General features: G+C 41.6%; 21 protein-coding genes, 2 tRNA genes and 3 rRNA genes. 12 read left to right on the forward strand and 14 right to left on the reverse strand.

Going from position 1 to position 24,358, the window contains the following annotated elements; translation table 11 throughout:
• Positions 1-15 precede the first annotated feature (15 nt).
• The gene (locus F994_RS10120) at positions 16-288 is read left to right on the forward strand and encodes a pyocin activator PrtN family protein (RefSeq protein WP_004650278.1); all 273 of its coding nucleotides are present in this window, start codon (positions 16-18) and stop codon (positions 286-288) included.
• Here F994_RS10120 and F994_RS10125 read toward each other — a convergent pair.
• Positions 272-1,420, reverse strand: coding sequence for a site-specific integrase (locus F994_RS10125; protein WP_004650279.1), 1,149 nt, complete (start codon positions 1,418-1,420; stop codon positions 272-274). The two genes, F994_RS10120 and F994_RS10125, sit on opposite strands and share 17 nt — an antisense overlap.
• Positions 1,421-1,553: 133 nt before the next feature.
• On the opposite strand from F994_RS10125, the gene dusA reads away from it, so the two are divergent.
• Complete coding sequence (gene dusA, locus F994_RS10130; RefSeq protein WP_004650280.1) at positions 1,554-2,582, forward strand: tRNA dihydrouridine(20/20a) synthase DusA; 1,029 nt, start codon at positions 1,554-1,556, stop codon at positions 2,580-2,582.
• Positions 2,583-2,785: 203 nt separating this feature from the next.
• Here dusA and F994_RS10135 read toward each other — a convergent pair whose 3' ends face one another.
• Both F994_RS10135 and coaBC read right to left on the reverse strand, forming a co-directional pair.
• Entirely contained in the window at positions 2,786-3,163 is a 378-nt protein-coding gene (locus F994_RS10135; protein ID WP_004650282.1) for a cytochrome b562, read from the reverse strand.
• A 151-nt stretch (positions 3,164-3,314) separates the two neighbouring features.
• Positions 3,315-4,580: a bifunctional phosphopantothenoylcysteine decarboxylase/phosphopantothenate--cysteine ligase CoaBC gene (coaBC, locus tag F994_RS10140; RefSeq protein ID WP_034697047.1), complete on the reverse strand. Its 1,266-nt coding sequence runs from the start codon at positions 4,578-4,580 to the stop codon at positions 3,315-3,317.
• A 113-nt stretch (positions 4,581-4,693) separates the two neighbouring features.
• On the opposite strand from coaBC, the gene radC reads away from it, so the two are divergent.
• Both radC and F994_RS10150 read left to right on the forward strand, forming a co-directional pair.
• A complete protein-coding gene (gene radC / locus F994_RS10145) occupies positions 4,694-5,386 on the forward strand; it encodes a RadC family protein (RefSeq protein WP_004650284.1) in 693 nt (230 codons plus the stop codon).
• A 70-nt stretch (positions 5,387-5,456) separates the two neighbouring features.
• A complete protein-coding gene (locus F994_RS10150; RefSeq protein ID WP_004650285.1) occupies positions 5,457-6,368 on the forward strand; it encodes a bestrophin family protein in 912 nt (303 codons plus the stop codon).
• A gap of 346 nt (positions 6,369-6,714) precedes the next feature.
• Here F994_RS10150 and F994_RS10155 read toward each other — a convergent pair whose 3' ends face one another.
• Complete coding sequence (locus F994_RS10155; protein WP_004650286.1) at positions 6,715-7,566, reverse strand: PHP domain-containing protein; 852 nt, start codon at positions 7,564-7,566, stop codon at positions 6,715-6,717.
• 45 nt (positions 7,567-7,611) lie between these two features.
• Between F994_RS10155 and F994_RS10160 the strand changes: the two genes are divergently transcribed.
• From F994_RS10160 to mnmC, 4 genes are read left to right on the forward strand one after another with little or no spacing between them, the layout of a single operon-like run.
• Positions 7,612-8,226, forward strand: coding sequence for an inner membrane-spanning protein YciB (locus F994_RS10160; protein WP_004650287.1), 615 nt, complete (start codon positions 7,612-7,614; stop codon positions 8,224-8,226).
• A 27-nt stretch (positions 8,227-8,253) separates the two neighbouring features.
• On the forward strand, positions 8,254-8,556 hold the full coding sequence (locus F994_RS10165) for a YciI family protein (protein ID WP_004650288.1): 303 nt from the start codon (positions 8,254-8,256) through the stop codon (positions 8,554-8,556).
• Between the two features lie 4 nt (positions 8,557-8,560).
• Entirely contained in the window at positions 8,561-9,070 is a 510-nt protein-coding gene (locus F994_RS10170) for an SH3 domain-containing protein (protein WP_004650289.1), read from the forward strand.
• Positions 9,071-9,111: 41 nt separating this feature from the next.
• The gene (gene mnmC / locus F994_RS10175; protein ID WP_004650290.1) at positions 9,112-11,025 is read left to right on the forward strand and encodes an FAD-dependent 5-carboxymethylaminomethyl-2-thiouridine(34) oxidoreductase MnmC1; all 1,914 of its coding nucleotides are present in this window, start codon (positions 9,112-9,114) and stop codon (positions 11,023-11,025) included.
• Between the two features lie 94 nt (positions 11,026-11,119).
• Here mnmC and F994_RS10180 read toward each other — a convergent pair whose 3' ends face one another.
• A complete protein-coding gene (locus tag F994_RS10180; protein ID WP_004650292.1) occupies positions 11,120-11,434 on the reverse strand; it encodes a rhodanese-like domain-containing protein in 315 nt (104 codons plus the stop codon).
• 91 nt (positions 11,435-11,525) lie between these two features.
• Between F994_RS10180 and F994_RS10185 the strand changes: the two genes are divergently transcribed.
• Positions 11,526-12,014 (forward strand): YajQ family cyclic di-GMP-binding protein, encoded by a 489-nt coding sequence (locus F994_RS10185; RefSeq protein WP_004650293.1) that lies wholly within the window; start codon positions 11,526-11,528, stop codon positions 12,012-12,014.
• Between the two features lie 32 nt (positions 12,015-12,046).
• On the forward strand, positions 12,047-12,547 hold the full coding sequence (locus F994_RS10190; RefSeq protein WP_004650294.1) for a DUF4442 domain-containing protein: 501 nt from the start codon (positions 12,047-12,049) through the stop codon (positions 12,545-12,547).
• Between the two features lie 82 nt (positions 12,548-12,629).
• Here the strand turns inward: F994_RS10190 and F994_RS10195 are convergent, their stop codons facing one another.
• The 3 genes from F994_RS10195 to F994_RS10205 are packed head-to-tail and all read right to left on the reverse strand — an operon-like array spanning position 12,630 to position 14,382.
• The gene (locus F994_RS10195) at positions 12,630-13,067 is read right to left on the reverse strand and encodes an acyl-CoA thioesterase (protein WP_407636541.1); all 438 of its coding nucleotides are present in this window, start codon (positions 13,065-13,067) and stop codon (positions 12,630-12,632) included.
• Positions 13,048-13,485, reverse strand: a complete 438-nt coding sequence (trxC, locus tag F994_RS10200; RefSeq protein ID WP_004650296.1) for a thioredoxin TrxC — start codon at positions 13,483-13,485, stop codon at positions 13,048-13,050. The genes F994_RS10195 and trxC overlap by 20 nt, the downstream gene beginning before the upstream one ends.
• Positions 13,486-14,382, reverse strand: a complete 897-nt coding sequence (locus tag F994_RS10205; protein WP_004650297.1) for an alpha/beta hydrolase — start codon at positions 14,380-14,382, stop codon at positions 13,486-13,488.
• Positions 14,383-14,507: 125 nt separating this feature from the next.
• Between F994_RS10205 and F994_RS10210 the strand changes: the two genes are divergently transcribed.
• Together F994_RS10210 and F994_RS10215 are read left to right on the forward strand one after the other, a co-directional pair.
• Complete coding sequence (locus F994_RS10210) at positions 14,508-14,843, forward strand: protein tyrosine phosphatase family protein (RefSeq protein ID WP_004650298.1); 336 nt, start codon at positions 14,508-14,510, stop codon at positions 14,841-14,843.
• On the forward strand, positions 14,836-15,261 hold the full coding sequence (locus F994_RS10215; protein WP_004650299.1) for a protein tyrosine phosphatase family protein: 426 nt from the start codon (positions 14,836-14,838) through the stop codon (positions 15,259-15,261). The genes F994_RS10210 and F994_RS10215 overlap by 8 nt, the downstream gene beginning before the upstream one ends.
• 194 nt (positions 15,262-15,455) lie before the next feature.
• Here F994_RS10215 and F994_RS10220 read toward each other — a convergent pair whose 3' ends face one another.
• From F994_RS10220 to F994_RS10245, 6 genes are all read right to left on the reverse strand, one after another.
• Entirely contained in the window at positions 15,456-17,672 is a 2,217-nt protein-coding gene (locus F994_RS10220) for an Ig-like domain-containing protein (RefSeq protein WP_004650302.1), read from the reverse strand.
• A gap of 925 nt (positions 17,673-18,597) precedes the next feature.
• Positions 18,598-18,712 (reverse strand): 5S ribosomal RNA (gene rrf / locus F994_RS10225).
• 180 nt (positions 18,713-18,892) lie between these two features.
• Positions 18,893-21,790 (reverse strand): 23S ribosomal RNA (locus tag F994_RS10230).
• Positions 21,791-22,151: 361 nt separating this feature from the next.
• Positions 22,152-22,227, reverse strand: a tRNA-Ala gene (locus F994_RS10235).
• A gap of 71 nt (positions 22,228-22,298) precedes the next feature.
• Positions 22,299-22,375 (reverse strand) — tRNA-Ile (locus F994_RS10240).
• Positions 22,376-22,436: 61 nt separating this feature from the next.
• A 16S ribosomal RNA gene (locus F994_RS10245) occupies positions 22,437-23,974 on the reverse strand.
• Together the 16S, 23S and 5S rRNA genes with 2 tRNA genes alongside form the textbook arrangement of a ribosomal RNA operon.
• Positions 23,975-24,358: the final 384 nt, after the last annotated feature.

The raw sequence follows: 24,358 nt of genomic DNA on the forward strand, positions 1-24,358 counted from the left end.
ATTGAAAATCTAATAATGGGAATGTTTCAGCTTACCACTGCTGACTACCTATTTATGAAATATCGCTCTATGACCATTGAACTGATGACAATAGTTTCCGACTATTACCCTCATCTTAGTAAAGCTGAAGCACTGAGAAAGGCGAATAATCAAGAATTCCCTTTCTCAGTGTTTAAAATAGATCAAAGTAAACGTGCACCTTTTTTGGTGCACATTAAAGATCTAGCAGATATTTTAGACAGTAAGTATTCAGAAGCTTCAAAAGATTATGCTACGTTTCATCGATGAGGCGTAGCACCTCTTCTAACTGCATAGTATTTCTTCTTGCCTTCACCGAAACATAACGCTGTAAACTGCTCCAAGAATCATGCAGACTTACTTTCTGAATCTCAGGAATAGTAAAGCTCTGTTCAGCTAGTCGAGTACATCCCTCATGTCTCAAATCATGAAAGCGTAGATCATCAATACCCAACATTCGACAAGCTTCTCTAAACTCTTTACCTAAGCTTTTGGGATTCAATGGCAACAATAAGTTTTCATCATGCCCAAGCTTCAACATCCGTTCACGAACTTCTGACTGCTTTAATCTTTTAATCATTTCCTTACAAGGATTAAGGACATCGAATGATTTATGATTACCTTTGGAGCCATTTGGATTTTTTAGATCATGCACTTTCCATGTTGAGTGATGTGAATCATAATCTCGAAGAAATAATCGTGTTAATTCAGCTTCACGTCTGCATGAGAAAATAGCAAACCACATAATCAAATGCATTGGATACTTAGAACCATAACGGTTTAGCCTCCATCTCTCTGAAAAATACTTCGTCAATGCAATCAGTTCATCCGTTGATGGAAGTCGGTCTCTTTTTTGACTGGAAGATATTTGGCGTGTTTTTCTTAACTGAGCCGTAGCCTTATCAAAACCATTTAAATCAATATCCATTTCCCACATAACAGCAGCATGAGAAAGCACACCACGGATATGTAAAAGCTCATGTTGTTGCGTACTAGTCGCGATGGGTTCTAGTTCGAGTTGAGGGACTCCCCCCTTCCTTAAAGCAACATGCTCGGCCAAATGTACTGATTTTATTTTTGTGATAATATTGCGCGCGATTGGTAGCTTCTTAATTAAGAGCAGAGAATAGCGTTTCGTCCTTCCGTACTCGCTCCCGACTTCAGCCAAATATTTATCTATGGCATCTGATAAGGTCAGATCAATCAGCTTTTCTTTGCCAAGTAAAATATCAGGATTTTCTTGAATTTCGACTTCTCGTTTCTTAACCCAGTTTTCAGCCAACTTCTTTGAGTGAAATGTTTTACTTTCAGAGAACGTAGGAAAGCCCTTTCGATTAATTCGAATCGCAGCACGATAGTTAACTTTACCATCTGCCCCTTTCCTTGCTGTAATTGACCCCATAATTTACACCACAACCTTTTTTTTTGATTATGGTGTAAAATTTGGTGTAAATGCAAACCGATTAACCCACCTAAATATAGGTTCAAACAGATTCGCGCAGGTTGCGAAACATAGATTAAAGGTATGATTTTTAATGACTATTAACAAAAACATTGAAAACACTCAATCTCCGCGAATCAGTGTTGCACCGATGATGGATTGGACCACGCGTGACTATCGTTTTTTTGCCCGTTTGTTTAATCCCAATATTATTATGTATACCGAAATGGTGACCACGGGTGCCATTTTATTTGGCGGTGCAGAACGCCATTTAGACTATAACAATGAAGAACACCCGATTGTGCTGCAACTGGGCGGTTCAAATCCCAAAGATTTAGCCACGTGTAGCAAAATGGCACAAGACTGGGGCTATGATGAAATCAACCTCAATGTGGGCTGCCCAAGTGACCGCGTACAAAACAATAAAATTGGTGCCTGCCTCATGGCAGAGCCTGATTTGGTTGCCGAATGTATTGCTGAAATGCGAAATGCAGTCGATATCCCTGTCACAGTCAAACATCGTATTGGTATTGATGACCTACAATCTTATGAAGAGATGCTGCATTTTGTCGACACTGTCGCCAAAACAGGGTGTGATAATTTTATCGTACATGCGCGTATTGCATTACTACAAGGTTTATCACCAAAAGAAAACCGCGATGTTCCCCCTTTACGTTATGAAGATGTCTATCGCTTAAAACAAGATCGTCCAAATTTAATCATTGAGATTAACGGTGGAATCAAAACTTTTGCCGAAACGCAGCAGCATTTACAACATGTCGATGGGGTGATGATTGGTCGAGAAGCCTATCACAACCCTTACCTATTGGCGGAACTTGGCCAATTATGGCAGCTAGAAGCACCCAATCGTTTTGATATTATGGCGCAAATGATGCCGTATATTGCCAAGCGTATGGAACAAGGTGCACCGCTTTCGATTATCACCCGTCATATTTTAGGTTTATTCCAAAACTTACCCGGCGCACGTAAATGGCGTCAGGCTTTAAGTGGCGGCAATGCCAAAAGCTTAAAAGATGTGGAAATCGCCTTGATTAATATCCAAGAAGCCATGCAACGCACTGAAGATTATTTAAAAGAAAACCAAGTGCAAGAAAATAGTTAAATCAGTTCAAAAATAAAAATATCCATCTAGATCATGCCAGTCAGTTCAGAAATTGACTGGCATTTTCTTGGCTCTTTAGATGTCAATGTGCATTTACGCTGGTAGTTCTTAGCTGTAAATTACAGCTGCTAAAGAGCGACTAAATTGCTAGCTGAATTTAAATTTTTACAGTTCAGCATGCTGAACTGTGAATGTGCATAAAATCATTGTTGGTTATAAATCGCATGCCCTTGGTCTTTGACGGCAGCAATATTTTTACTTTGTACTTTGGCTCGGTCTAACTGTCCTGCTTTAACAAAAGCGCTGGTTTTATCAATCTCAATCACCAATTGATCAAACAAAGCATCTGAACTTGGTGCTTTTGCATCATTGGTTTTTAATTTCACTTTTTTTGCATCCAAAGCAGCTAATTTCATCTGATCTAGCGCTTTCTGCGCATCTTGCTGATTATTGGCTTTATTGAATGCTTTAAAATTTTTGCCAAGGGCCTGCATATTATTTTTGAGTGTCTCGGCAAAACTCATACTGCTAAATGAAAGTAGTGCAGAAAATATAACGGTGGCTAAAGTTTTTTTGATCATGCTAGTGTCCTTGTAAAGATCCATTTAAAAACTGTGGCTATTGCTGATGTTTAATTGTTGTGAAAATTTAAATTTTAAGTATTAAACATAGTGTAAATCTGATAAAAAATGCAACGGATTCGCTGCATTTTCATCAATAAAACCTGTTTTTTTAAACAGGCTCTATTTCATGATGCAAAGCGTCGTGAATCGCTTCGACCAATTGCTGGGCAATTTCTTGTTTTGGAGCTTTCTCTAAATCACGCTTCTGAAGCTGGTACTGCTCTGCAAAGAACACAATCATGGCATTTTCATCAGAAGCAAAACCAATATCTGCACGCGACACATCATTGCAGGCAATCATATCCAGCTTTTTCGCGACCAGTTTACCAGCAGCATATTCTTCGACATTGCGAGTTTCAGCAGCAAAACCAACCATAAATGGACGTTTTTGTTGCCCAGCAATGGTCGCGACAATATCGGGATTTTTGATGAGCGAAACATTCAGTTCATCACCTGCTTTTTTAATTTTATGCTCGGCCACTTCTGCGACGCGATAATCTGCCACGGCTGCGGTTGCAATAAAAATGTCACAACCTTCATCCAGCATCTGCATGCTCAAATCCAGCATTTGTACCGCAGATGAAACATTAAGACGACGCACACCATTGGGGGTATCTAAACTGACAGGGCCTGCAATAAGCGTAACTTTCGCACCCGCAGCATAACAAGCAGCGGCCAAGGCAAAGCCCATTTTCCCAGTACTATGATTAGAAATATAACGCACTGGGTCAATCGCTTCACGCGTTGGTCCCGCGGTAACCACCACATGCTTTCCAGCCAACAAACCAAATTTTTCCGCAATCGCGCGCTGCGCACGGTGGAAATACTGTGTGACTTGCAGTGCTAAATCTTCCGGTTCCGGCATTCGGCCTAAACCGACATCACCACACGCTTGTGAACCTGCATCTGGCATAATCACATGCACACCATCTTCAACCAACGTGTTTAAATTACGCTGTGTCGCTTTGGCTGCCCACATTTGTTGATTCATGGCGGGTGCGACCCAAACCGGCGACTTCGTTGCAAGATACAATGTACTTAATAGGTCATCTGCTAAGCCTGCGGCAAATTTGGCTAACGTATCGCAACTTGCAGGGGCAACCAATAATAAATCCGCCCAACGTGCCAATTCAATATGCCCCATCCCTGCTTCGGCTTCAGGATTTAGCAATTCAGTATGCACTGGATTTCCCGACAAAGCTTGGAAGGTTAAGGGGGTAATAAAAGCTTGTGCACCCTCTGTCATCACCACGCGAACATTAAAACCGGCATCTTTTAAGCGACGGACTAAAATGGCACTTTTATATGCCGCAATACCACCCGTTACAGCCAATACAATATTTTTATTTGGAATTACACTCAAATCGAAGCTCACAAACAAGCTACCTTCCTGTTGCAGTGGCGCTCACAATATCATTAAATAAAGGCAGACCCAAGTCAGCACTGAAGTCTAATTACCATCACTAAGAATAAAAAAGTCTAAAAATAATGAATTTATCGATTAAAGATTGGCCTGAACAAGAACGGCCACGTGAACGTCTCATCCAACAAGGTGCGAACAGCCTCTCTGATGCAGAATTGCTTGCCATCTTTTTGCGCTCGGGTTCCAAGCAACATTCAGCGGTGGAACTTGCACGAATCATGTTGCAGCATTATGGCGGATTAAATCCTATTTTTGATGCTACGCTTGAGGATTTAAGCCAGTTCCATGGCATTGGGGCAACTAAATATGCACAACTGATGGCAGTCAAAGAACTTGGACGGCGTTATATCGCGCAGCATTTAAAACAAGAAAAAATTGAATTGAGTAATTCGAAAACTTTATTGGATTTTTTAAAATTTGAATTGCTCGGAGAAAACCAAGAGGTCTTTGCAGTCCTGTGCCTAGATACACATTTAAGAAAAATAAGCTTTAAAAAAATGTTCTATGGTTCGGTAAATTCGTGTGAAATTTCGATTAATCAACTGCTCCGCTACGCCATTAACCAGCATGCCAGTAGCATCGTCATTGCACATAATCATCCGTTTGGTCTGGCACAGCCCTCAAAAGCAGATCTTGAATTAACCCAACGCATTCTCCATGCCAGCCACTTATTAGAAATCAACTTAATTGATCATTGTATTGTTTCAGCTGAAGGAACTTTCTCATTTGCCGAACATCAACTGCTACAAGTTAAATAACAGAGAACAAATATTGACAAAAGGCTGACGAACATTGAAGATCATTAAAAAATTTGATGATACTCATAACATGATTGTGCGTGACCAACCTAGTATATTTAGGGTGTTATTTTCTTGGCGTGGAACCATTCTTCCCAAGGTTTTACCGCCTTTAGGTGTGGTCATGCTCATTTCCGCTGTGATTGGTGGATTATCCTATATTGGTTATTTTCATTTTCCAGAATTTCCCTTGGTTGGCTTCACCCTCATTGGTGTGGTTTTATCCATTTTTCTGGGCTTTAAAAATACTGCCTGTTATGACCGCTGGTGGGAAGCACGTAAACTTTGGGGCATGCTAATTGCCAATGCACGGCATTTTGACCGTGACTGCCGTATGTTGACTCAAGGACGGCGTGAACGTGTTGTTCAGCATGTGATTGTATTTGCAAACGTATTACGTGATCGCTTGCGACATCAAACCGCAAATCCACTGGCATTGGTTGAAACCAGTGGCATGAGTCAGCAAGCATTAACCCAGCTTTATCAACAAGCCAATGCACCGCAGTACACCTTAAGTTTGATTCAATGGGAATTGATGCAAGCGCTGAAAGAGGGTGAAATTTCCGATATTATTTATACTCAAATGAACCAGCATGTGGCTGAACTGAGTTTGGTACAAACGGGTTGTGACCGAATCGCCACTACCCCATTGCCATTTGCTTATTCGGTGTTACTCAATCGTACCGTATATTTTTTCTGTTTTATGTTGCCCTTTAGCTTAGGCTCAACTCTGGGTTTAGCTACCCCTTTACTGGTCGGTATACTGGCTTACACTTTTTTAGGTTTAGATGCTTTAAGTTCAGAAATTGAAGAACCTTTTGGTACGCAAAGTAATGACCTACCTTTAGATGCGATGGTACGCACCATTGAAATTGAATTACTTGGGACTTTGGGCAAACCCACGCCGCCACCGATTCAGGCACAGGATCATAATCTTTTATAAAAATCCCTCCTTGCGCAGCAGTGCTGCTCACTCCTTGTTAAAGGGAGGAGAAAATCCATTAGTGCCAATAGTTTAATTTAAGCAAGCTTTGGATACACGGGTGTGGCGGGATGCCACACGTTACCCACCACAACAGGGACGTTGTGTGTGGGTGACAAAGGCTTTTGCTTACTTTTGGCCTCTCAAAAGTAAGACTTCGCCTATACAAATGTCTTTCGACTTTATTGAAAAATTACGGCAGTGAAAGCTTCTAACGTAAAATGCGATGATTTCAAACCTTCTTATTAGAAAAAATCAATATTTATCAAAAATAAACTACATATGACACAAAAGGGTGGATTAAAAATTAACGAAAACTCTCCCAAATTCCCACTTGCCCTTCTTTAAGCCGTGGAATATTGCCCAAGCGAATCCACGGCATATGATCGCCATGAAAATCACTACCTACAGACACTTTTAATCCATATTCAGCCACCATCCGATCCACCATTTGACGGGTCGAAGCAGGCTCAATTGCAGGTGGCAATTCCACTGCATCACCACCAAACCCAGCAAAAATTTCAATTAAATAACGAATATTGGTGGCTGATAAATCATATTTAGTCGGATGCGCCAGCACAGCATAGCCAGCACTGGCATGAATCACCTGAATGGTTTCTGCTAAACCCAGCCCATCAAATTTCACATAGGCTTTTTTGCCTTCTTTAATATATTTATCAAAAGCCTGTTGCGGGCGGCTGACAATGCCTTTTTCCACTAAGGTTTTGGCAATATGCGTTCGGGTAATACGGTCTGCGACCCCATCCACTTTGGCAATTACATCGGCATAAATGTCCTGACCAATCAGCGGAATTAGGAGGTCACAAATTTGTTTGGCACGAATGGAGCGAATGTGTTTTTGTTGTTCCAGTAAAAGCAACAAAGGTTCTGGATTCTGCATATTTAAGGCAACGATATGCACACCGTAACTTTTTTGCGTTGCGGGACGTGACCATTGGCTGGAAATTTCCACCCCTGAAATAATTTTCAAGGGTAGGTCTTGTGCGACTTTTTCAGCGCGTTTTAAGCCGTCCATGGTATCGTGGTCAGTCAGCGCAAGGGTATGAATACCTTTTTCAATGGCTGCATGCACAAGTTGTTCTGGAGACAAAGTTCCATCAGAAATATTACTGTGTGTATGTAAATCTACGCCTTGCATCACTTATACTATGTCATTTATTTGATCAGATTTAGATACTCTAACATGAAAGCACTTTTAGACTTTGTGCCACTCATTATTTTCTTTTATTTATATAAAACCGTTGATCCCAAAGATACTGAGCATCCCCTGCTTCAATTGATTGGTTCCGCAGGCGGTATAGATAATAATAATATTTTGGTTGCAACCTCTGGCCTGATTATTTCTATGCTGGTGGTATATGGCGCCTTGTTTGTGATACAAAAATTCCGTTTAGATAAACAACAGTGGATTGTGTTGTTTATGACTGTGGTTTTTGGTGGCATCACCTTAATCCTCAGCGATGATTTTTATATTCGTTTGAAAGCCGCGCTGTTAAATATTGTCTTCGCCGCTGCATTCTTACTTTCACCTTATTTTATGAAAGATAAGAAACCGCTGATTCAACGTTTATTTGGCCCCATTTTCAATTTAACCGAAAAAGGCTGGAAAAATTTAAACTTTGCTTGGGCAGCCATGTTCGCATTGATGTCTTGCTTACATATATTCTTCGCTTTTTTATTTGCTGGCGGAAAATATTGGGGTGAATTCACTGCATTTGGTGACATGATTGTGATGTTTTCCTTTATCATTATTCAGTTTATTGTCTTGCGCAAACATTTTAAGTCGCCTGAAGAATAATTTAGGTCAACTGATCGAGAAAAGAATATGCCTTTATTCGTCGTAAGCTGTACTGATCACGAAGGTACAGTTGAAAAACGCCTTGCTACACGCCCACAACATATTGCACGTCTACAACAATTAAATGATGAAGGTCGTTTAATTGTAGCCGGTGCGATGCCGAAAGATCCAAGCAATCCACAAGCCGGATTTTATGGCAGTACCATTATTGTTGACTTTGAAACGCGTGAAGCACTGGATACATGGTTGCAAGAAGAGCCTTTCTTAAAAGAAGGCGTGTACAGTCATATTGATGTGAAACCTTTTAATAAAGCTTTCCCTCAAGGATAAAATCATGCGTGTTGTTGTCCCAAGCTTATTGGGTTTAGCTTTAATTTGTTCTACGGCATGGGCAATTGAACCTGCTCCTGCTCCGACACCTGTTGTTACTCCTGCTGTTCAAGCAACGACTGCAACACCATCATCACAGACTTTACCTGCCAATAAACCCGGTATTATGCCTGCGGTTGCCACAGTGAATCCCAATGGTCTACCGCAAGAAGCGAAGCCTTTAACCGCAGAACAACTGGCAAAAAATAAAGCCTTGCAAGATGCCAATGTGAAGGCTTTAGTTAAAGATCAAGCAACGCGTTTGCAACAATTGGAAAAAGCCAATTTAGATGCCTTAGCACAAAACCAAGAGCTACAACTGAAAAATGATAGCTTGGCGGTACAAGTCCAAGTTTTACAAAGTGAACGTAGCGCACAAATGTTTTTATACGGCGCTGCAACCATTGCAGCAGGCGTCTTATTGGGTTTCTTAGTTGCAAGCTATGTGTATACCAAACGTCGTCGTCAGTGGTAAATCATCTCTTTCCATTTTTGTTTTAAAAGGTTGCTTAGGTCTTGTCGAGTGCAATTCAAACCGCTGATCTAGATTGGCAATGCATTGATGGTATGGATGTTCCCGTTTGCAAACAGTTTGGGCAGACATATTTTTCGAGTAATCATGCCTTGCTTGAAGCACGACATGTTTTTCTCAATGGTAATGACTTAAGCACACGTTTAGCCAAACTAGCGGATTTTGAATATTTCTGCATCGCTGAAACAAGCTTTGGCACAGGGCTAAATGCTTTAGCTTTATGGCAAATGTGGCAGCAACTGCGCCCGAATAATCATAGCCATCTACACCTCATGAGTGTGGAAAAATACCCGCTGACCAAAGCGGATTTTATTCGTGCTGCAAAGCTCTGGCCAGAGCTGCAACCTTTAGCGCAACAACTGCTTCAACAATATCCTTTGCCTATTGCGGGCTGTCATCGACTTGATTTCCCAGCAGAACGCTTTTCAATTGACTTATGGCTGGGTGATGCAAGTGAAGTTTTCCCTTTCATTGCCAAAACCAAAGCAGTCGATGCATGGTTTCTGAATGGTTTTTCATTTTCATACCATCCCGATATCTGGCAAAAAAATGTTTTAAGTCAAATCGTCAGACTGTCTGATGATGCAACAACGTTTGCCTCTTGCAGTGTTACCGACATTTTAAGACAAAGTTTGAATGAGCATGGCATTTCGATTTGTTGCCCAGCAGGTTTTAACCATAAAGATTCAATGCTGAAAGCGATTTGCAATCGTGTAAAATCGGAAAATCAACACTTAAACACAGCAACCACCCAAGCACACACCCCATTCAATGCAGCAGGCTCATTTCAACAACGTGAAATTGCGATCATTGGCGCTGGAATAGCAGGTTTAACCTGTGCATATGCCTTTGCTAGACGTGGTCATCAAGTAACGATTTACGATCAATCAGCGCCTCTTGCGGGCGCATCGGGTAATCCACTGGCATTGCTCAACCCGCGACTCGGACAAATTGAGCAAAGTGCGCAGCATTTAGTCACTTTGGCATGGCAATATGCAATTCCACATTATGAAAAATTTAACGCTTTTCGCCCCATTCAGGTTAGCCAACTGGCACTCAAAGCTGATGATGATTTACTTGAACTGGCAGCACAATATCCTGAAGACATCTTTGCAACTGAAAAAGAAAATGTCAGCAATCTTGAAACGATCTATCCAAGCCTTAAACTGTTACGCGCAGGAACGGTTTCCCCTCATCAATTACGTGATCAAATTTTAGAACATGCTTTAATTCAATTTCAGCACGCAGAAGTTTCCAAATTAACGAAACAATCAAAGCAAAAAGCAAAAATCCAAGTCGTGGACATCAATCAACAGTGTTTGGCTGAGTTTGATCATGTAATCGTCTGCGCGGCAATGAATAGCCAAAAACTTTCGCCACAACTGCCGCAACTTAAAGCCAATCGTGGGCAAGTCAGTTGGCTGAATAATGCCAACCATCCGTTAAAATCGGATCAGGCCTATAGTTACGGTGGCTATTGCATGCAATTAGACCAGCAACATCTGATTTTAGGGGCTTCTTTTTATCCAGATCGAGAGGATGATGAGGTTCTAGCTGAGGATCATCAACATAACCATGCACTGATTCACAGTGTATTCCCCCATTATGCACAATCCTTAGCCCCAATCGAAACTTGGCAAGGTCGTGCATCGGTACGCACGCAAAGTCCTGATTATTTTCCATTGCTTGGGAAAATTCAGCCCGATGCAGAAATTTATACTTTGACCGCTTTAGGCTCTAAAGGTTTCTTATTTGCACCGCTATGTAGCGAAGTATTGGTGGCGCAAGTTTTAGCGGAAGCTTGTCCACTGACGTCATATTGGGTCGATAAACTCAATCCACGACGCTTTATTAAAAAAGTGAAACCGAAAAAACCCTACTATCAAAAACCAACTTAAATGCCCTTTTAAAAAAGCAAAAAAAAATCCCGCTTTCAAAAAAAGGGGAATTGATTTTTTTAACCATTAAAAAAGCGCCTTACGGCGCTTTTTCTTAAGCGCCCTGTTCTAAAGGGAAGCCTGCATCACGTGCAGCACGAGTGCCACCCATCAATACAACATACTCACGTGAGCTGTCTAAGCTATCTAACTTTTCAGCAGCACGTGGTGCTTTACTACCACCACCACATAAAATGTAAATGGGCTGATCCGACTCCACTTGAGTTAAGCTTACTGCACCCAAGTCATCAATGGGCTGATTTACAGCACCTTTAACATGACCTTCAGCGAAAGCTTTTGTATCACGAACATCCCAGATAATTGCATTTTCTGGGAACTCAAATGTTGTAATTTCTTGTTTACGGATCATTGTGCACTCCTTTGATGTAAACAACACTTGGCAAATGAAGAAAACATCCCTAGCATCTCAGATATTCTTTCCCTTTGTAAAGGTCTAAACCATGCCTTCTTTCGATATTGTCTCTGAATTAGAAATTTTTGAAGTAAATCATGCCGTTCAAAACACGCAAAAAGAAATTGCGACCCGTTTTGACTTCCGCGGTCAAGACGTTTCTATTGAATTAAGTGAGAAAAATAAAGAAATCAAAATCAGTGCCGAAAGTGATTTCCAGTGTGAGCAAGTGTATAGCATGCTGGAAAATCATTTCTTTAAGCGTAAAGTTGACATTCAAGCACTGGATCCGCAAAAAATGACCGCTTCAGGTAAAAATGTCATTCAAGTGATTAAACTTAAAGATGGTCTTGACTCAGATACCGCAAAAAAAATTAATAAAGCCATTAAAGAAAGTGGTGTGAAGGTGCAATCATCTATACAAGGTGACAAAATTCGTGTGACAGATAAAAAACGCGATACTTTGCAACAAACCATGGCGTTCTTAAAAGAACAGCAATTTGGTGTGCCTTTACAGTTTAATAATTTCAAAGATTAATGCATTGATGCAATAAAAATTCGAGGAACTTCATGACAGCGACCAATCGTTTATCAAAACTGGTGAAAGCAACCGCTAAATTACCCAAAGGAATCCGCAGTACGCTGTGGAGCAAAGCGTTTGGTCGTATCGTACCGATGGTGGGGAGCGCAAATATTCGCTACCTCGAAGTGAGCCACGACAAAGTCGTGGTGAAAATCGAAAACCATCGCGCAATGCAAAACCATATTGGACAAGTTCATGCCTGTGCTATGGCACTGATTGCGGAAACAGCAACAGGTTTTGTGACTGGAATGAATGTTCCTGACTCTTGTATTGTGTTAATCAAAAGTTTAAAAGTCGATTTTAAACGCCCATCTAAAGGCGCAATGACCGCAGTCGCAACCTTAACGGATGAACAGCAAAAGTTAATGCAAACCTCTGAAAAAGGTGAAACCCTCGTTTCTGTGGTCGTAACAGATGAAAGCAATGAAGAACCGATTCAATGTGAAATGCTTTGGGCTTGGGTGGCTAAATCACAATTAAAAAAATGATTGGTTCAAAATCAATCGATAAAAAAGCCCAATCATGATTGGGCTTTTTTATGGCTAAACGACTGCGGCTAAGTTACTTTGCTCACTGAGATGCTAAATATTTTTGTTTTACATCCTCTGGAATTTGGCGCTTACCACCTTTCACATCGACTGCAACAAAAGTAAATACCCCTTCCGTCACACGAATCGGCTCACGTGAGCTGTCATGGCTATCCCACACTTCAATTTGCATTTGAATGGAGGTATTGCCCACTTTTAAAATTTTGGTGTAACAACTGATCACATCGCCGACTTTGACAGGAACCAAAAAAGTCATTTGATTAATCGAAATTGTTGCGCAACGTCCTTTACTAAAACGCTCTGCATGAATTGCACCGGCCAAGTCCATTTGTGAAACAATCCACCCACCAAAGACATCGCCACTCCAGTTGGTATCTGCTGGCATCGCAATCGTTTGCAGGGAGAGCGTTCCCTCTGGTTTTACATGAATATCTGACACATTAGCTTCCTGTTTTGGCATTTAAGTGTTGATCTAGCCACTGTTGTAGCTCTGTAGATCGTAACGCACCACTTATTCTAGCAATTTCATGGGTTTTATTCATTAAAACTAAGGTGGGAATACTGCGCACATTAAACGCACTACTGAGTCGAGGGGATTCTTCAGTGTTGATTTTCGCAAAGATCACTTTGGGATTTTGTGCAGCCACTTGTGCAAAATGCGGTGCCATCATCTTACAAGGACCACACCATTCTGCCCATAAATCAATAAAAACAGGCAAGTCGCTATTGGCGATGAAATGACTAAAATTTTGCTCATTTAACTCAATCGGTGCCAACGGAATAAGGGCTTGATGACATTGACCACAGCTTGGATTTACTTCTAGTTTATCTTCAGGCACTCGGTTTTTTGCACTACACGAAGGACAGACAATAATCATTTAATTCACTCCAATATGTTGATGTAAAAATTCTAATTGGGTTGAGATCGCTTTTTCAAACCATTGACCATGATAAATATCAAAATGTTGCATATCCCACTCATGATATTGCACAAAAGGCGCAATATTGGTTGCTGTCTCACGACTAGACTCAATTGGAATCAAGCTATCTTGTTTCGAAGCAATAAAAAGTACAGGCACACTAATATTACGGGCATCCTGAATCGGACGATAGCGAATTAAATTGAAAAAGACCCGCGCTGGAATCTCGCCACTCCAAAAATAATCTGGATTAACAATCGATAAATACCCATCATAACTGTCTGCTGTCGGCATAAAACATAAGCCATTTTTATCCACCACAGGTAAAGTTTTTGGAGACATGCCGACTTTCGCCCCCATATAATCCTGACTGGATATTTTTAATGCTTTTGGCAGTTGCTGTAAAGAATAAAGCTTGGCACTTTCGGTCCCATCGACAAAAGGCACTTGAACCATAATCGCTTGAACATTTTTCAATTCCGCAGCCAAATTCAAAGCATAGCCCCCACTTAACGAGGTTCCCCAAAGTACGATACGTCGGGTATCAATCGATTTTCGTTCTAAAATATGTGCAATCATGGTTCGCCAATCTTCTAATTGCGATGTCAGCGATACCAATTCTCGTGGACGACCTGTACTCCCCCCCCAATAACGATAATCAAACAGCACCACGGCATAACCTGCTTGAGCAAAACGCTTGGCATATTGAACCAATTTAAACTGGCGTAAAGCAGCTAAACCATGTGCCATAATAATGACAGCGGGCTTATTTTCAGTTTTTGGACGATAAAAATCTGCAGCAATCACTTCTTGCCCACTTTTTACATACAGCGGTTCAACTGTATAGGAATGCATACGCGCTCCATTGCTTTATTTTATGGTTGTAATCGTTTATAAAAAATTTTAACAGCTTAAACTCGAGTTTAAGCTTAATGCTATCATAAAGCATAAATCTATTTAGCGAATTATGGAGTGACAGAATGAGTGAAAATGTCGGCTTTGCAGGTCAAATTAGCCCAGCACACGTAGCACAAGTTGTTGAGAAAGGTTTTAAATCGATTATTAACAATCGTCCAGATATGGAAGGTGGTCCAGAACAACCGACCAGTGCTCAAATTGAAGAGTCTGCACGCAATGCGGGTTTAGATTATGTCTATCAACCTGTTGTTGCTGGTCAAATTACTGAAGTTGATGTACGTACATTTGCCAATCATTTTAATGAACTTCCTAAACCTATCCTGATGTTCTGCCGTACAGGTAACCGTTCAAATAATTTATACCAGCTTGCCAAACAAATGGATTTATTAGATGACTAAACGCGTTTTATTAACGCTTTTATATTGCTTGTGTTTGACCTGCTCAACTGATTTATTTGCTCAAAATGATATTTTAAGTAAAACTTTAAATGCACAAGTCAGTGTTGCGGGTCAAATGACAACAGATAAATTCCAACAACTGATCCAAGCTGGTTTTAAATCGGTGATTGTCAACCGCCCTGATCAGGAACAAGGCAATACTGTTTCAGTGGCTCAGTTACGCCAAATTGCTGAACAGTCACAAGTCAGTGTGATTTACCAACCTATACTAAGCGGTAAAATTTCTCAAACAGACGTGACTGAATTTGCAAAATATTATAATGAGCTACCAAAACCAATCCTGATGGTCTGCCGCAGTGGTTCTCGCTCGAGCATATTATTTAATCAGGCTAAATCTCAAGGCTTGCTCAATGAATAAAATTTTAATTGTCTTTTTATGTATGCTCACAATCAGCGGTTGTAGTTCTATGAATGTTAGACCTACAGTTGGCGTGAGTGTGGGGACTTCAATTTAAAACATTTACCGTCATAAAAAACAGCGCCGAAGCGCTGTTTTTTTTATTGCATAATTTTCGGCTAGATTTGAAAAATCATCTAGATTTTTTAGAAACCTTATTTGATATCAAGCCATGATGTAACTGTCTTACCGGCAGGTACACTCGAAATAATTTTAACATCATCCCCTTGAGTACATCCCTTAAGTCGAACTGTATAATCAACAACCTCATTTCCAATATCTTGGAATGAAGCTGGAGTAAATAACTTCATTGTATTCGGAACAGTTAAGTTCCCTTCTCTAATTTCAGCTTCACAAGATAAATTTTTATAAGTTATTTCAGGAGTTCCTGTAACAGTTGATGCAATACCACCTTTGCTTCCTGTGCCATTTGCATCAATTACCACAGCATAATCAATACTATTAATCGTTACAATTAAAGTAGTATTCGGTTCTGCTCCTGAAACTTTCAAGATTTGTTTAGTTGAATCTGCAGTATCGACTTGAAGCTTTGCTTTTGGCTGAAAATCAGTGTTATCTTTTACTGCTACAGAAATAGTCGTGCCAGAAGGCATTGGTACAGTTTTTTGATTATTTCCAAAGACTTGGAAACTAAAGTTACCATTACCATTTGAAATTTTCCCATTCCCCTCAAAACCGCTATTCCAAACAAATGTTGGAGTGTCATGTGCAAATGAAAACAGTAATTGTTGACGAAGGACAGCACTCAATCCATTATTGCAAGTATTCGGTACATTTGGCTGTACAATACTGGAAGCAGCACAGCTCAGAACACCCGTGGCTTTTTCATAGATAAACTCACCAACATTGAAAATATTATCTTCATTATCATCACGGAAGAAATCACCAATATTATCTATTAGTTGATCTATTCCTGCTGTATACAGATTATCTTTATCATTGTCTTTATAATCTTTATCACCTTCAACATAAGCTAAAACGCTGACCCTATTATTAAGAGGTCTTGGACTTTGAGTCGTTAAGGTAACCGAACACACACCATTTTTATCTGTCGCGCAATGAGGATCAACCTTACCACCTTCAGATACAAAACTAATTACAGTACCTGTAGGTACAGCGTTCCCAACACGATCGCGCAAACGTGCTGTAATAACTGCTGTATCACCATCAATATCTGTTCTTAATGATTGTTTAGATACAGATAGACTCACACCATTTTGAGTCACACGGCCTGTCGAAATTTTCACATTCTTAGATAAAGCAGATACATTCAGAGCTGAGACAAGAGTCGCTTTAATCTCAACAGGCCCTGGTAAACTGCCAGGGTATAAATTAACAACAACTTTACCATTAGAATCACTTTTTACGATTCTTGGATCACGGTTACCTAAAGAAATAAAGTTTAAATCTGGTGGAGCATCAGTCAACTCGATGCGAACTTCTTTATCCTTTGCAGGCGTACCATTCGCATAAAGTGTAAATTCAATTTGTCCTGAAGCAGCGGACCCACTGTTTCTGATTCCCAAATCAATAGCAGAAGTTGTTGTATATACTAAAGAATCTGCCTTAATAGCTGCAATATTTACAGTAACAGGCACAGTTGATGCACCATTAGTGGCTGCAGTAATTACTGCTTGCCCCTCACAAAGCTCACCATTTGCTGCTATTGCTTTATAAGAAGTAATGACATCGCCTTGATTAGACGATATAACAGTAGCTGGCTCAAATGTACCGCAACTGGCAGAGAAATTTACAGCAACATTATTTTGATTAGCACCACTCTGGTTTTTTGTTTTTAACGTAATATTAGTAGAACCACCAGACTCAAGCGCTGTATTCGCAACACTTAAGTTTGCTAATGTAATATTGAGTGATTGCAATGAAAATGATGCTTCTTTTGCCGCAACAGTCTTACCATTATAATCGGCATTAGCTGAAATTTTATAAGCACCGTTTGTATTATTATTTTCTGGAGTAACAGAAATACTAGCTTCACCATCAGCATTGGTTAAAACAGCGCCATTAGAACTGCCAAAAATGACACCACCTGTAGCGGTAAAAGTCACTAATGCGCCACTGATACCATGACCAGATTGATCAGTAACTTTTACTTTTGCTGTTACACCTTCCGATGTAATTATTTGAGTAACATTTCCATTTAAATCATTTAATTGAATAGTAGTAATATTAACGGATTTTACTTCTTCGCCAGTGCTAGGATTCGTAGAAGAAGAATTGCCAGAACTAGAACCTTGGTTATAATAACCGTCACTGCCACCACCACCACAACTCGCCAACAAAACCGCTAAAGAAACTGCTGATAATTTTAAACCTAATTGTTTTTTGTCCATGGAAATCCCCAAAACCCTCATTAACTATTCGAGTGCGTTATAAATATTTATTGGGGGATATGTAAACATAGTTGCTGCTTTATGTAAATAAAAGCATTAAAAATGTTTAATAATGTTAGTTTAATTAGAAATTAGGAAGAATAAATATGTACAACATTATTATCAGCACGTAGATATACAGATATCTCAGTAGATAGAGAAATCCTAAAAAAGACTCAAAATATTTTTATTTTTAAGGAAAGTTCATGAAATACCAATTATTTCCGCGTATGCTGGGCAAAGTACTTATATCGATTACAAATATTATATAATAAAAATAAATTCAGTATTCACTTTAATGAAAATGGAAAAGCTCAAATTATCGAAACTAACTATTTAAATACGCTTGATTTAAACAATATTGATGCTCATTTTTGAATGATCTAAAAAAACTCCCATCAACCAATACACAAAACAATTAGAGAAATATCCAATTTTTATTATTCGTAACACCTATACAATACGAAGTAGCATATGAGGGAAGTAAAGCTGTGTATAATTGTTTAAATTATCCACAAATAAGTAATCTAATGGTACTGGACTCCCCTTAGCATCGTATTGAGCCAACCTGAAATGGCGATTATTGGACAAAATTTTAAATCACTTACTTAATCTAGTATTCAATTTCTTATAAAAAATATTTCATATGAAAGTAAGATATCTAGGATACAAAGAGCAGTCCACAGATCGAATCTAGCGATAACAAGAATTGAGTCTAGATCATTTAAATGGATATAAACAACTGCGATCCATTCCCCATAGTTGCCTATTTTTTTTCTATTTTTATCTAAACTGCTTAACTCCGGCCTACTTTTACTTATTTAATTTTCCCCCCGCATAAAAAAACACCCCAACTTTTTAGGTTGGGGTGTTTTTAGTAATAATGAGCTGGCGATGACTTACTCTCACATGGGTAACCCCACACTACCATCAGCGCGAAGAGGTTTCACTTCTGAGTTCGGGAAGGGATCAGGTGGTTCACTCTTGCTATTGTCGCCAGCACAACTGTTTATGGACTTTTTCGGGTCTTATTTACGCTGTTTATTTCGTATGCCTTACTTTGTACCAAATGAGTTATTAACAGATTATGCTAAATTTGAGTTGGTATTGTAACTAGCTTTTAAACTAAATCAAGTATTTTGTATCGAATTAGATGAGCAATACAACTGTTTGGGTGTTGTATAGTCAAGCCTCACGAGCAATTAGTATTGGTCAGCTTCATGCATCACTGCACTTCCACATCCAACCTATCAACGTCGTAGTCTTCAACGGCTCTTTAGAGGACATAAAGTCCTTGGGAAATCTTATCTTGAGGTAGGCTTCCCGCTTAGATGCTTTCAGCGGTTATCCCTTCCGAACATAGCTACCCGGCGATGCGACTGGCGTCACAACCGGTACACCAGAGGTTCGTCCACTCTGGTCCTCTCGTACTAGGAGCAGATCCTCTCAAATTTCCAACGCCCACGGTAGATAGGGACCGAACTGTCTCACGACGTTCTAAACCCAGCTCGCGTACCTCTTTAAATGGCGAACAGCCATACCCTTGGGACCTGCTTCAGCCCCAGGATGAGATGAGCCGACATCGAGGTGCCAAACACCGCCGTCGATATGAACTCTTGGGCGGTATCAGCCTGTTATCCCCAGAGTACCTTTTATCCGTTGAGCGATGGCCCTTCCATACAGAACCACCGGATCACTAAGACCTACTTTCGTACCTGCTCGACTTGTGGGTCTCGCAGTTAAGCGCGCTTTTGCCTTTATACTCTACGCGTGATTTCCGACCACGCTGAGCGCACCTTCGTACTCCTCCGTTACTCTTTAGGAGGAGACCGCCCCAGTCAAACTACCCACCAGACATGGTCCTCGCTCCAGATAATGGAGCAGAGTTAGAACCTCAATATTACCAGGGTGGTATTTCAAGATTGGCTCCACTCGAACTAGCGTCCGAGTTTCAAAGCCTCCCACCTATCCTACACAAGTAAGATCAAAGTTCAATGTCAAGCTGCAGTAAAGGTTCACGGGGTCTTTCCGTCTAGCCGCGGGTACACCGCATCTTCACGGCGAATTCGATTTCACTGAGTCTCTGCTGGAGACAGCGCCCCCATCATTATGCCATTCGTGCAGGTCGGAACTTACCCGACAAGGAATTTCGCTACCTTAGGACCGTTATAGTTACGGCCGCCGTTTACTGGGGCTTCGATCAAGAGCTTCGCTTACGCTAACCCCATCAATTAACCTTCCAGCACCGGGCAGGCATCACACCCTATACGTCCACTTTCGTGTTTGCAGAGTGCTATGTTTTTAATAAACAGTTGCAGGGGCCTGGTTTCTGTGGCTGCCAACCGCTCAGGGAGTAAATCCCATCACCGTCGGCAGCGTACCTTCTCCCGAAGTTACGGTACCATTTTGCCTAGTTCCTTCAGCAGAGTTCTCTCAAGCGCTTTGGTCTACTCGACCTGACCACCTGTGTCGGTTTCGGGTACGATTCCTGTGTAACTGAAGCTTAGAGACTTTTCCTGGAAGCATGGTATCAGCCACTTCACTGTACAAGTACAGCTTGCTATCAGTTCTCAGCATAGAGTACCCCGGATTTGCCTAAGATACATGCCTACAACCTTTCACCTGGACAACCAACGCCAGGCTGACTTAACCTTCTCCGTCCTCTCATCGCATTACACAGAAGTATTGGAATATTAACCAATTTCCCATCGACTACGCCTCTCGGCCTCGCCTTAGGGGTCGACTCACCCAGCCCCGATTAACGTTGGACTGGAACCCTTGGTCTTTCAGCGTGCGAGTTTTTCACTCGCATTGTCGTTACTCACGTCAGCATTCGCACTTCTGATACCTCCAGCAGACTTCTCAATCCACCTTCATCGGCTTACAGAACGCTCCCCTACCACTTGCAATAAATTGCAAATCCGCAGCTTCGGCATATAGTTTTAGCCCCGTTACATCTTCCGCGCAGGCCGACTCGACTAGTGAGCTATTACGCTTTCTTTAAAGGGTGGCTGCTTCTAAGCCAACCTCCTAGCTGTCTATGCCTTCCCACATCGTTTCCCACTTAACTATAATTTTGGGGCCTTAGCTGGCGGTCTGGATTGTTTTCCTCTTGACTACGGACGTTAGCACCCGCAGTCTGTCTCCCGGATAGTACTCATTGGTATTCGGAGTTTGCATCGGTTTGGTAAGTCGGGATGACCCCCTAGCCGAAACAGTGCTCTACCCCCAATGGTATTCGTCCGAGGCGCTACCTAAATAGCTTTCGGGGAGAACCAGCTATCACCAAGTTTGATTAGCCTTTCACCCCTATCCACAAGTCATCCCCTGGCTTTTCAACGACAGTGGGTTCGGTCCTCCAGTTAGTGTTACCCAACCTTCAACCTGCTCATGGATAGATCACCTGGTTTCGGGTCTATACCCAGCAACTAATTCGCCCTATTAAGACTCGATTTCTCTACGGCTCCCCTATTCGGTTAACCTCGCTACTGAATATAAGTCGCTGACCCATTATACAAAAGGTACGCAGTCACCGGACGCAATGCCGGCTCCCACTGCTTGTATGCATGCGGTTTCAGGATCTATTTCACTCCCCTCACAGGGGTTCTTTTCGCCTTTCCCTCACGGTACTGGTTCACTATCGGTCAGTCAGGAGTATTTAGCCTTGGAGGATGGTCCCCCCATATTCAGACAAGGTTTCACGTGCCTCGCCCTACTCGACATCATTATCTAAGCCCTTTCGTGTACAGGACTATCACCCACTATGGTTGCACTTCCCAGAGCATTCCACTAGAACTTAGATAACTTAATGGGCTTTTCCCCGTTCGCTCGCCGCTACTAAGGGAATCTCAATTGATTTCTTTTCCTAAGGGTACTGAGATGTTTCACTTCCCCTCGTTCGCTTCGCATGACTATGTATTCATCATGCGATACCTACCTTATGGTAAGTGGGTTTCCCCATTCAGAAATCTCCGGATCACAGGATATTTGCCGCCTCCCCGGAGCTTTTCGCAGGCTATTACGTCTTTCATCGCCTCTGACTGCCAAGGCATCCACCACATGCACTTAATTACTTGACTATACAACCCCAAACAGTCGTTTCAACACTACAAGTTAATGTTGATGACCTTGCTTCGAGTTTTGTGGATTTAACCACAGTACAGCTTCAATCTAGTTCGTTTTCCAAAACGCTTGATTCAGTTAATCGCTAGTGCTCAGTTCTTTATTTTCATTTCTTCGTAACACTTGCGTGATACAAATTAATGTCAATTCAGTTCTGAGTTTAAACAATTTATTTCAACTCAAATTTATAATCTGTTAATGATTAACTACGTCTTCGTCAGATCGTAGGTAACTGTGATAAATCACAGAATTTAATAAACTAAAAACTTAATTAAGTTTTTATATTCACTAAATTCTGTAATCACCTAGCTTTATATATGGTGGAGACTAACGGAGTCGAACCGTTGACCTCCTGCGTGCAAAGCAGGCGCTCTACCAACTAAGCTAAGTCCCCAGCTTATCATTAGATTCGATATATCTTCTTCTCTGTCTCTCAATGAATTTCTTCATCTTCGTTCGTTAGATTGGTGGGTCTGACAAGATTTGAACTTGTGACCCCACGCTTATCAAGCGTGTGCTCTAACCAACTGAGCTACAGACCCTCAGATACATCTTCATGAAGAACAACTTGTTGTGGATTCTTACCGATCGTCAATCTTTCGTTAAGGAGGTGATCCAGCCGCAGGTTCCCCTACGGCTACCTTGTTACGACTTCACCCCAGTCATCGGCCACACCGTGGTAAGCGTCCTCCTTACGGTTAGACTACCTACTTCTGGTGCAACAAACTCCCATGGTGTGACGGGCGGTGTGTACAAGGCCCGGGAACGTATTCACCGCGGCATTCTGATCCGCGATTACTAGCGATTCCGACTTCATGGAGTCGAGTTGCAGACTCCAATCCGGACTACGATCGGCTTTTTGAGATTAGCATCCTATCGCTAGGTAGCAACCCTTTGTACCGACCATTGTAGCACGTGTGTAGCCCTGGTCGTAAGGGCCATGATGACTTGACGTCGTCCCCGCCTTCCTCCAGTTTGTCACTGGCAGTATCCTTAAAGTTCCCGGCTTAACCCGCTGGCAAATAAGGAAAAGGGTTGCGCTCGTTGCGGGACTTAACCCAACATCTCACGACACGAGCTGACGACAGCCATGCAGCACCTGTATGTAAGCTCCCGAAGGCACCAATCCATCTCTGGAAAGTTCTTACTATGTCAAGACCAGGTAAGGTTCTTCGCGTTGCATCGAATTAAACCACATGCTCCACCGCTTGTGCGGGCCCCCGTCAATTCATTTGAGTTTTAGTCTTGCGACCGTACTCCCCAGGCGGTCTACTTATCGCGTTAGCTGCGCCACTAAAGCCTCAAAGGCCCCAACGGCTAGTAGACATCGTTTACGGCATGGACTACCAGGGTATCTAATCCTGTTTGCTCCCCATGCTTTCGTACCTCAGTGTCAGTATTAGGCCAGATGGCTGCCTTCGCCATCGGTATTCCTCCAGATCTCTACGCATTTCACCGCTACACCTGGAATTCTACCATCCTCTCCCATACTCTAGTCTCCCAGTATCGAATGCAATTCCTAAGTTAAGCTCAGGGATTTCACATCCGACTTAAAAGACCACCTACGCACGCTTTACGCCCAGTAAATCCGATTAACGCTTGCACCCTCTGTATTACCGCGGCTGCTGGCACAGAGTTAGCCGGTGCTTATTCTGCGAGTAACGTCCAAGCATCTAGAGTATTAGTCTAGAGCTCCTCCTCCTCGCTTAAAGTGCTTTACAACCAAAAGGCCTTCTTCACACACGCGGCATGGCTGGATCAGGGTTCCCCCCATTGTCCAATATTCCCCACTGCTGCCTCCCGTAGGAGTCTGGGCCGTGTCTCAGTCCCAGTGTGGCGGATCATCCTCTCAGACCCGCTACAGATCGTCGCCTTGGTAGGCCTTTACCCCACCAACTAGCTAATCCGACTTAGGCTCATCTATTAGCGCAAGGTCCGAAGATCCCCTGCTTTCCCCCGTAGGGCGTATGCGGTATTAGCATTCCTTTCGAAATGTTGTCCCCCACTAATAGGCAGATTCCTAAGCATTACTCACCCGTCCGCCGCTAAGATAAGGTGCAAGCACCTCATCTCCGCTCGACTTGCATGTGTTAAGCCTGCCGCCAGCGTTCAATCTGAGCCATGATCAAACTCTTCAGTTTAAAATCAGTAGTAGCTTAAAGGCTACCAATCTTGGCTCATCAATTTTCTGACAAATATTTCTCAAATAAACTTCGAGTAATTTCTACCATCAATCAATGAAAATAATTTCGATCAATCAACCAGTAAAAATCCACACAAGTTGTTCTTCATAATCTCTTAATGATCTTCTTGCTGATTCGTCATCAGCAAGCTAGGTCGGCTATACTACTCTCTTTCCAGAGAAAGTCAACAGGTTTTGCTAAATTATTTCCCGACAAACCTAAGTTTAAATCCAATCTTAAAATCTCATTCGAAATCTTAACAATCCAACCAACTTATTGATTTATCAGAGGTTTTATTTAACATCACCGCCGATGGATGTGCATTCTACAGCATTTCACATC

The organism is Acinetobacter bohemicus ANC 3994, assembly GCF_000367925.1.
In the GTDB taxonomy this organism is placed as follows: Bacteria; Pseudomonadota; Gammaproteobacteria; order Pseudomonadales; family Moraxellaceae; genus Acinetobacter; species Acinetobacter bohemicus.

Bases quoted from the DNA above. Each gene is read 5' to 3' on its own strand.
- F994_RS10135 (WP_004650282.1), bottom strand. From the start codon at position 3,163: ATGATCAAAAAAACTTTAGCCACCGTTATATTTTCTGCACTACTTTCA.
- F994_RS10165 (WP_004650288.1), top strand. From the start codon at position 8,254: ATGCCTTTATTCGTCGTAAGCTGTACTGATCACGAAGGTACAGTTGAA.
- F994_RS10120 (WP_004650278.1), top strand. From the start codon at position 16: ATGGGAATGTTTCAGCTTACCACTGCTGACTACCTATTTATGAAATAT.
- radC (WP_004650284.1), top strand. From the start codon at position 4,694: ATGAATTTATCGATTAAAGATTGGCCTGAACAAGAACGGCCACGTGAA.
- F994_RS10185 (WP_004650293.1), top strand. From the start codon at position 11,526: ATGCCTTCTTTCGATATTGTCTCTGAATTAGAAATTTTTGAAGTAAAT.
- F994_RS10220 (WP_004650302.1), bottom strand. From the start codon at position 17,672: ATGGACAAAAAACAATTAGGTTTAAAATTATCAGCAGTTTCTTTAGCG.
- F994_RS10170 (WP_004650289.1), top strand. From the start codon at position 8,561: ATGCGTGTTGTTGTCCCAAGCTTATTGGGTTTAGCTTTAATTTGTTCT.
- F994_RS10155 (WP_004650286.1), bottom strand. From the start codon at position 7,566: ATGCAAGGCGTAGATTTACATACACACAGTAATATTTCTGATGGAACT.
- F994_RS10195 (WP_407636541.1), bottom strand. From the start codon at position 13,067: ATGCCAAAACAGGAAGCTAATGTGTCAGATATTCATGTAAAACCAGAG.
- F994_RS10215 (WP_004650299.1), top strand. From the start codon at position 14,836: ATGACTAAACGCGTTTTATTAACGCTTTTATATTGCTTGTGTTTGACC.
- trxC (WP_004650296.1), bottom strand. From the start codon at position 13,485: ATGATTATTGTCTGTCCTTCGTGTAGTGCAAAAAACCGAGTGCCTGAA.
- F994_RS10160 (WP_004650287.1), top strand. From the start codon at position 7,612: ATGAAAGCACTTTTAGACTTTGTGCCACTCATTATTTTCTTTTATTTA.
- F994_RS10180 (WP_004650292.1), bottom strand. From the start codon at position 11,434: ATGATCCGTAAACAAGAAATTACAACATTTGAGTTCCCAGAAAATGCA.
- F994_RS10210 (WP_004650298.1), top strand. From the start codon at position 14,508: ATGAGTGAAAATGTCGGCTTTGCAGGTCAAATTAGCCCAGCACACGTA.
- F994_RS10205 (WP_004650297.1), bottom strand. From the start codon at position 14,382: ATGCATTCCTATACAGTTGAACCGCTGTATGTAAAAAGTGGGCAAGAA.
- F994_RS10190 (WP_004650294.1), top strand. From the start codon at position 12,047: ATGACAGCGACCAATCGTTTATCAAAACTGGTGAAAGCAACCGCTAAA.
- F994_RS10125 (WP_004650279.1), bottom strand. From the start codon at position 1,420: ATGGGGTCAATTACAGCAAGGAAAGGGGCAGATGGTAAAGTTAACTAT.
- F994_RS10150 (WP_004650285.1), top strand. From the start codon at position 5,457: ATGATTGTGCGTGACCAACCTAGTATATTTAGGGTGTTATTTTCTTGG.
- dusA (WP_004650280.1), top strand. From the start codon at position 1,554: ATGACTATTAACAAAAACATTGAAAACACTCAATCTCCGCGAATCAGT.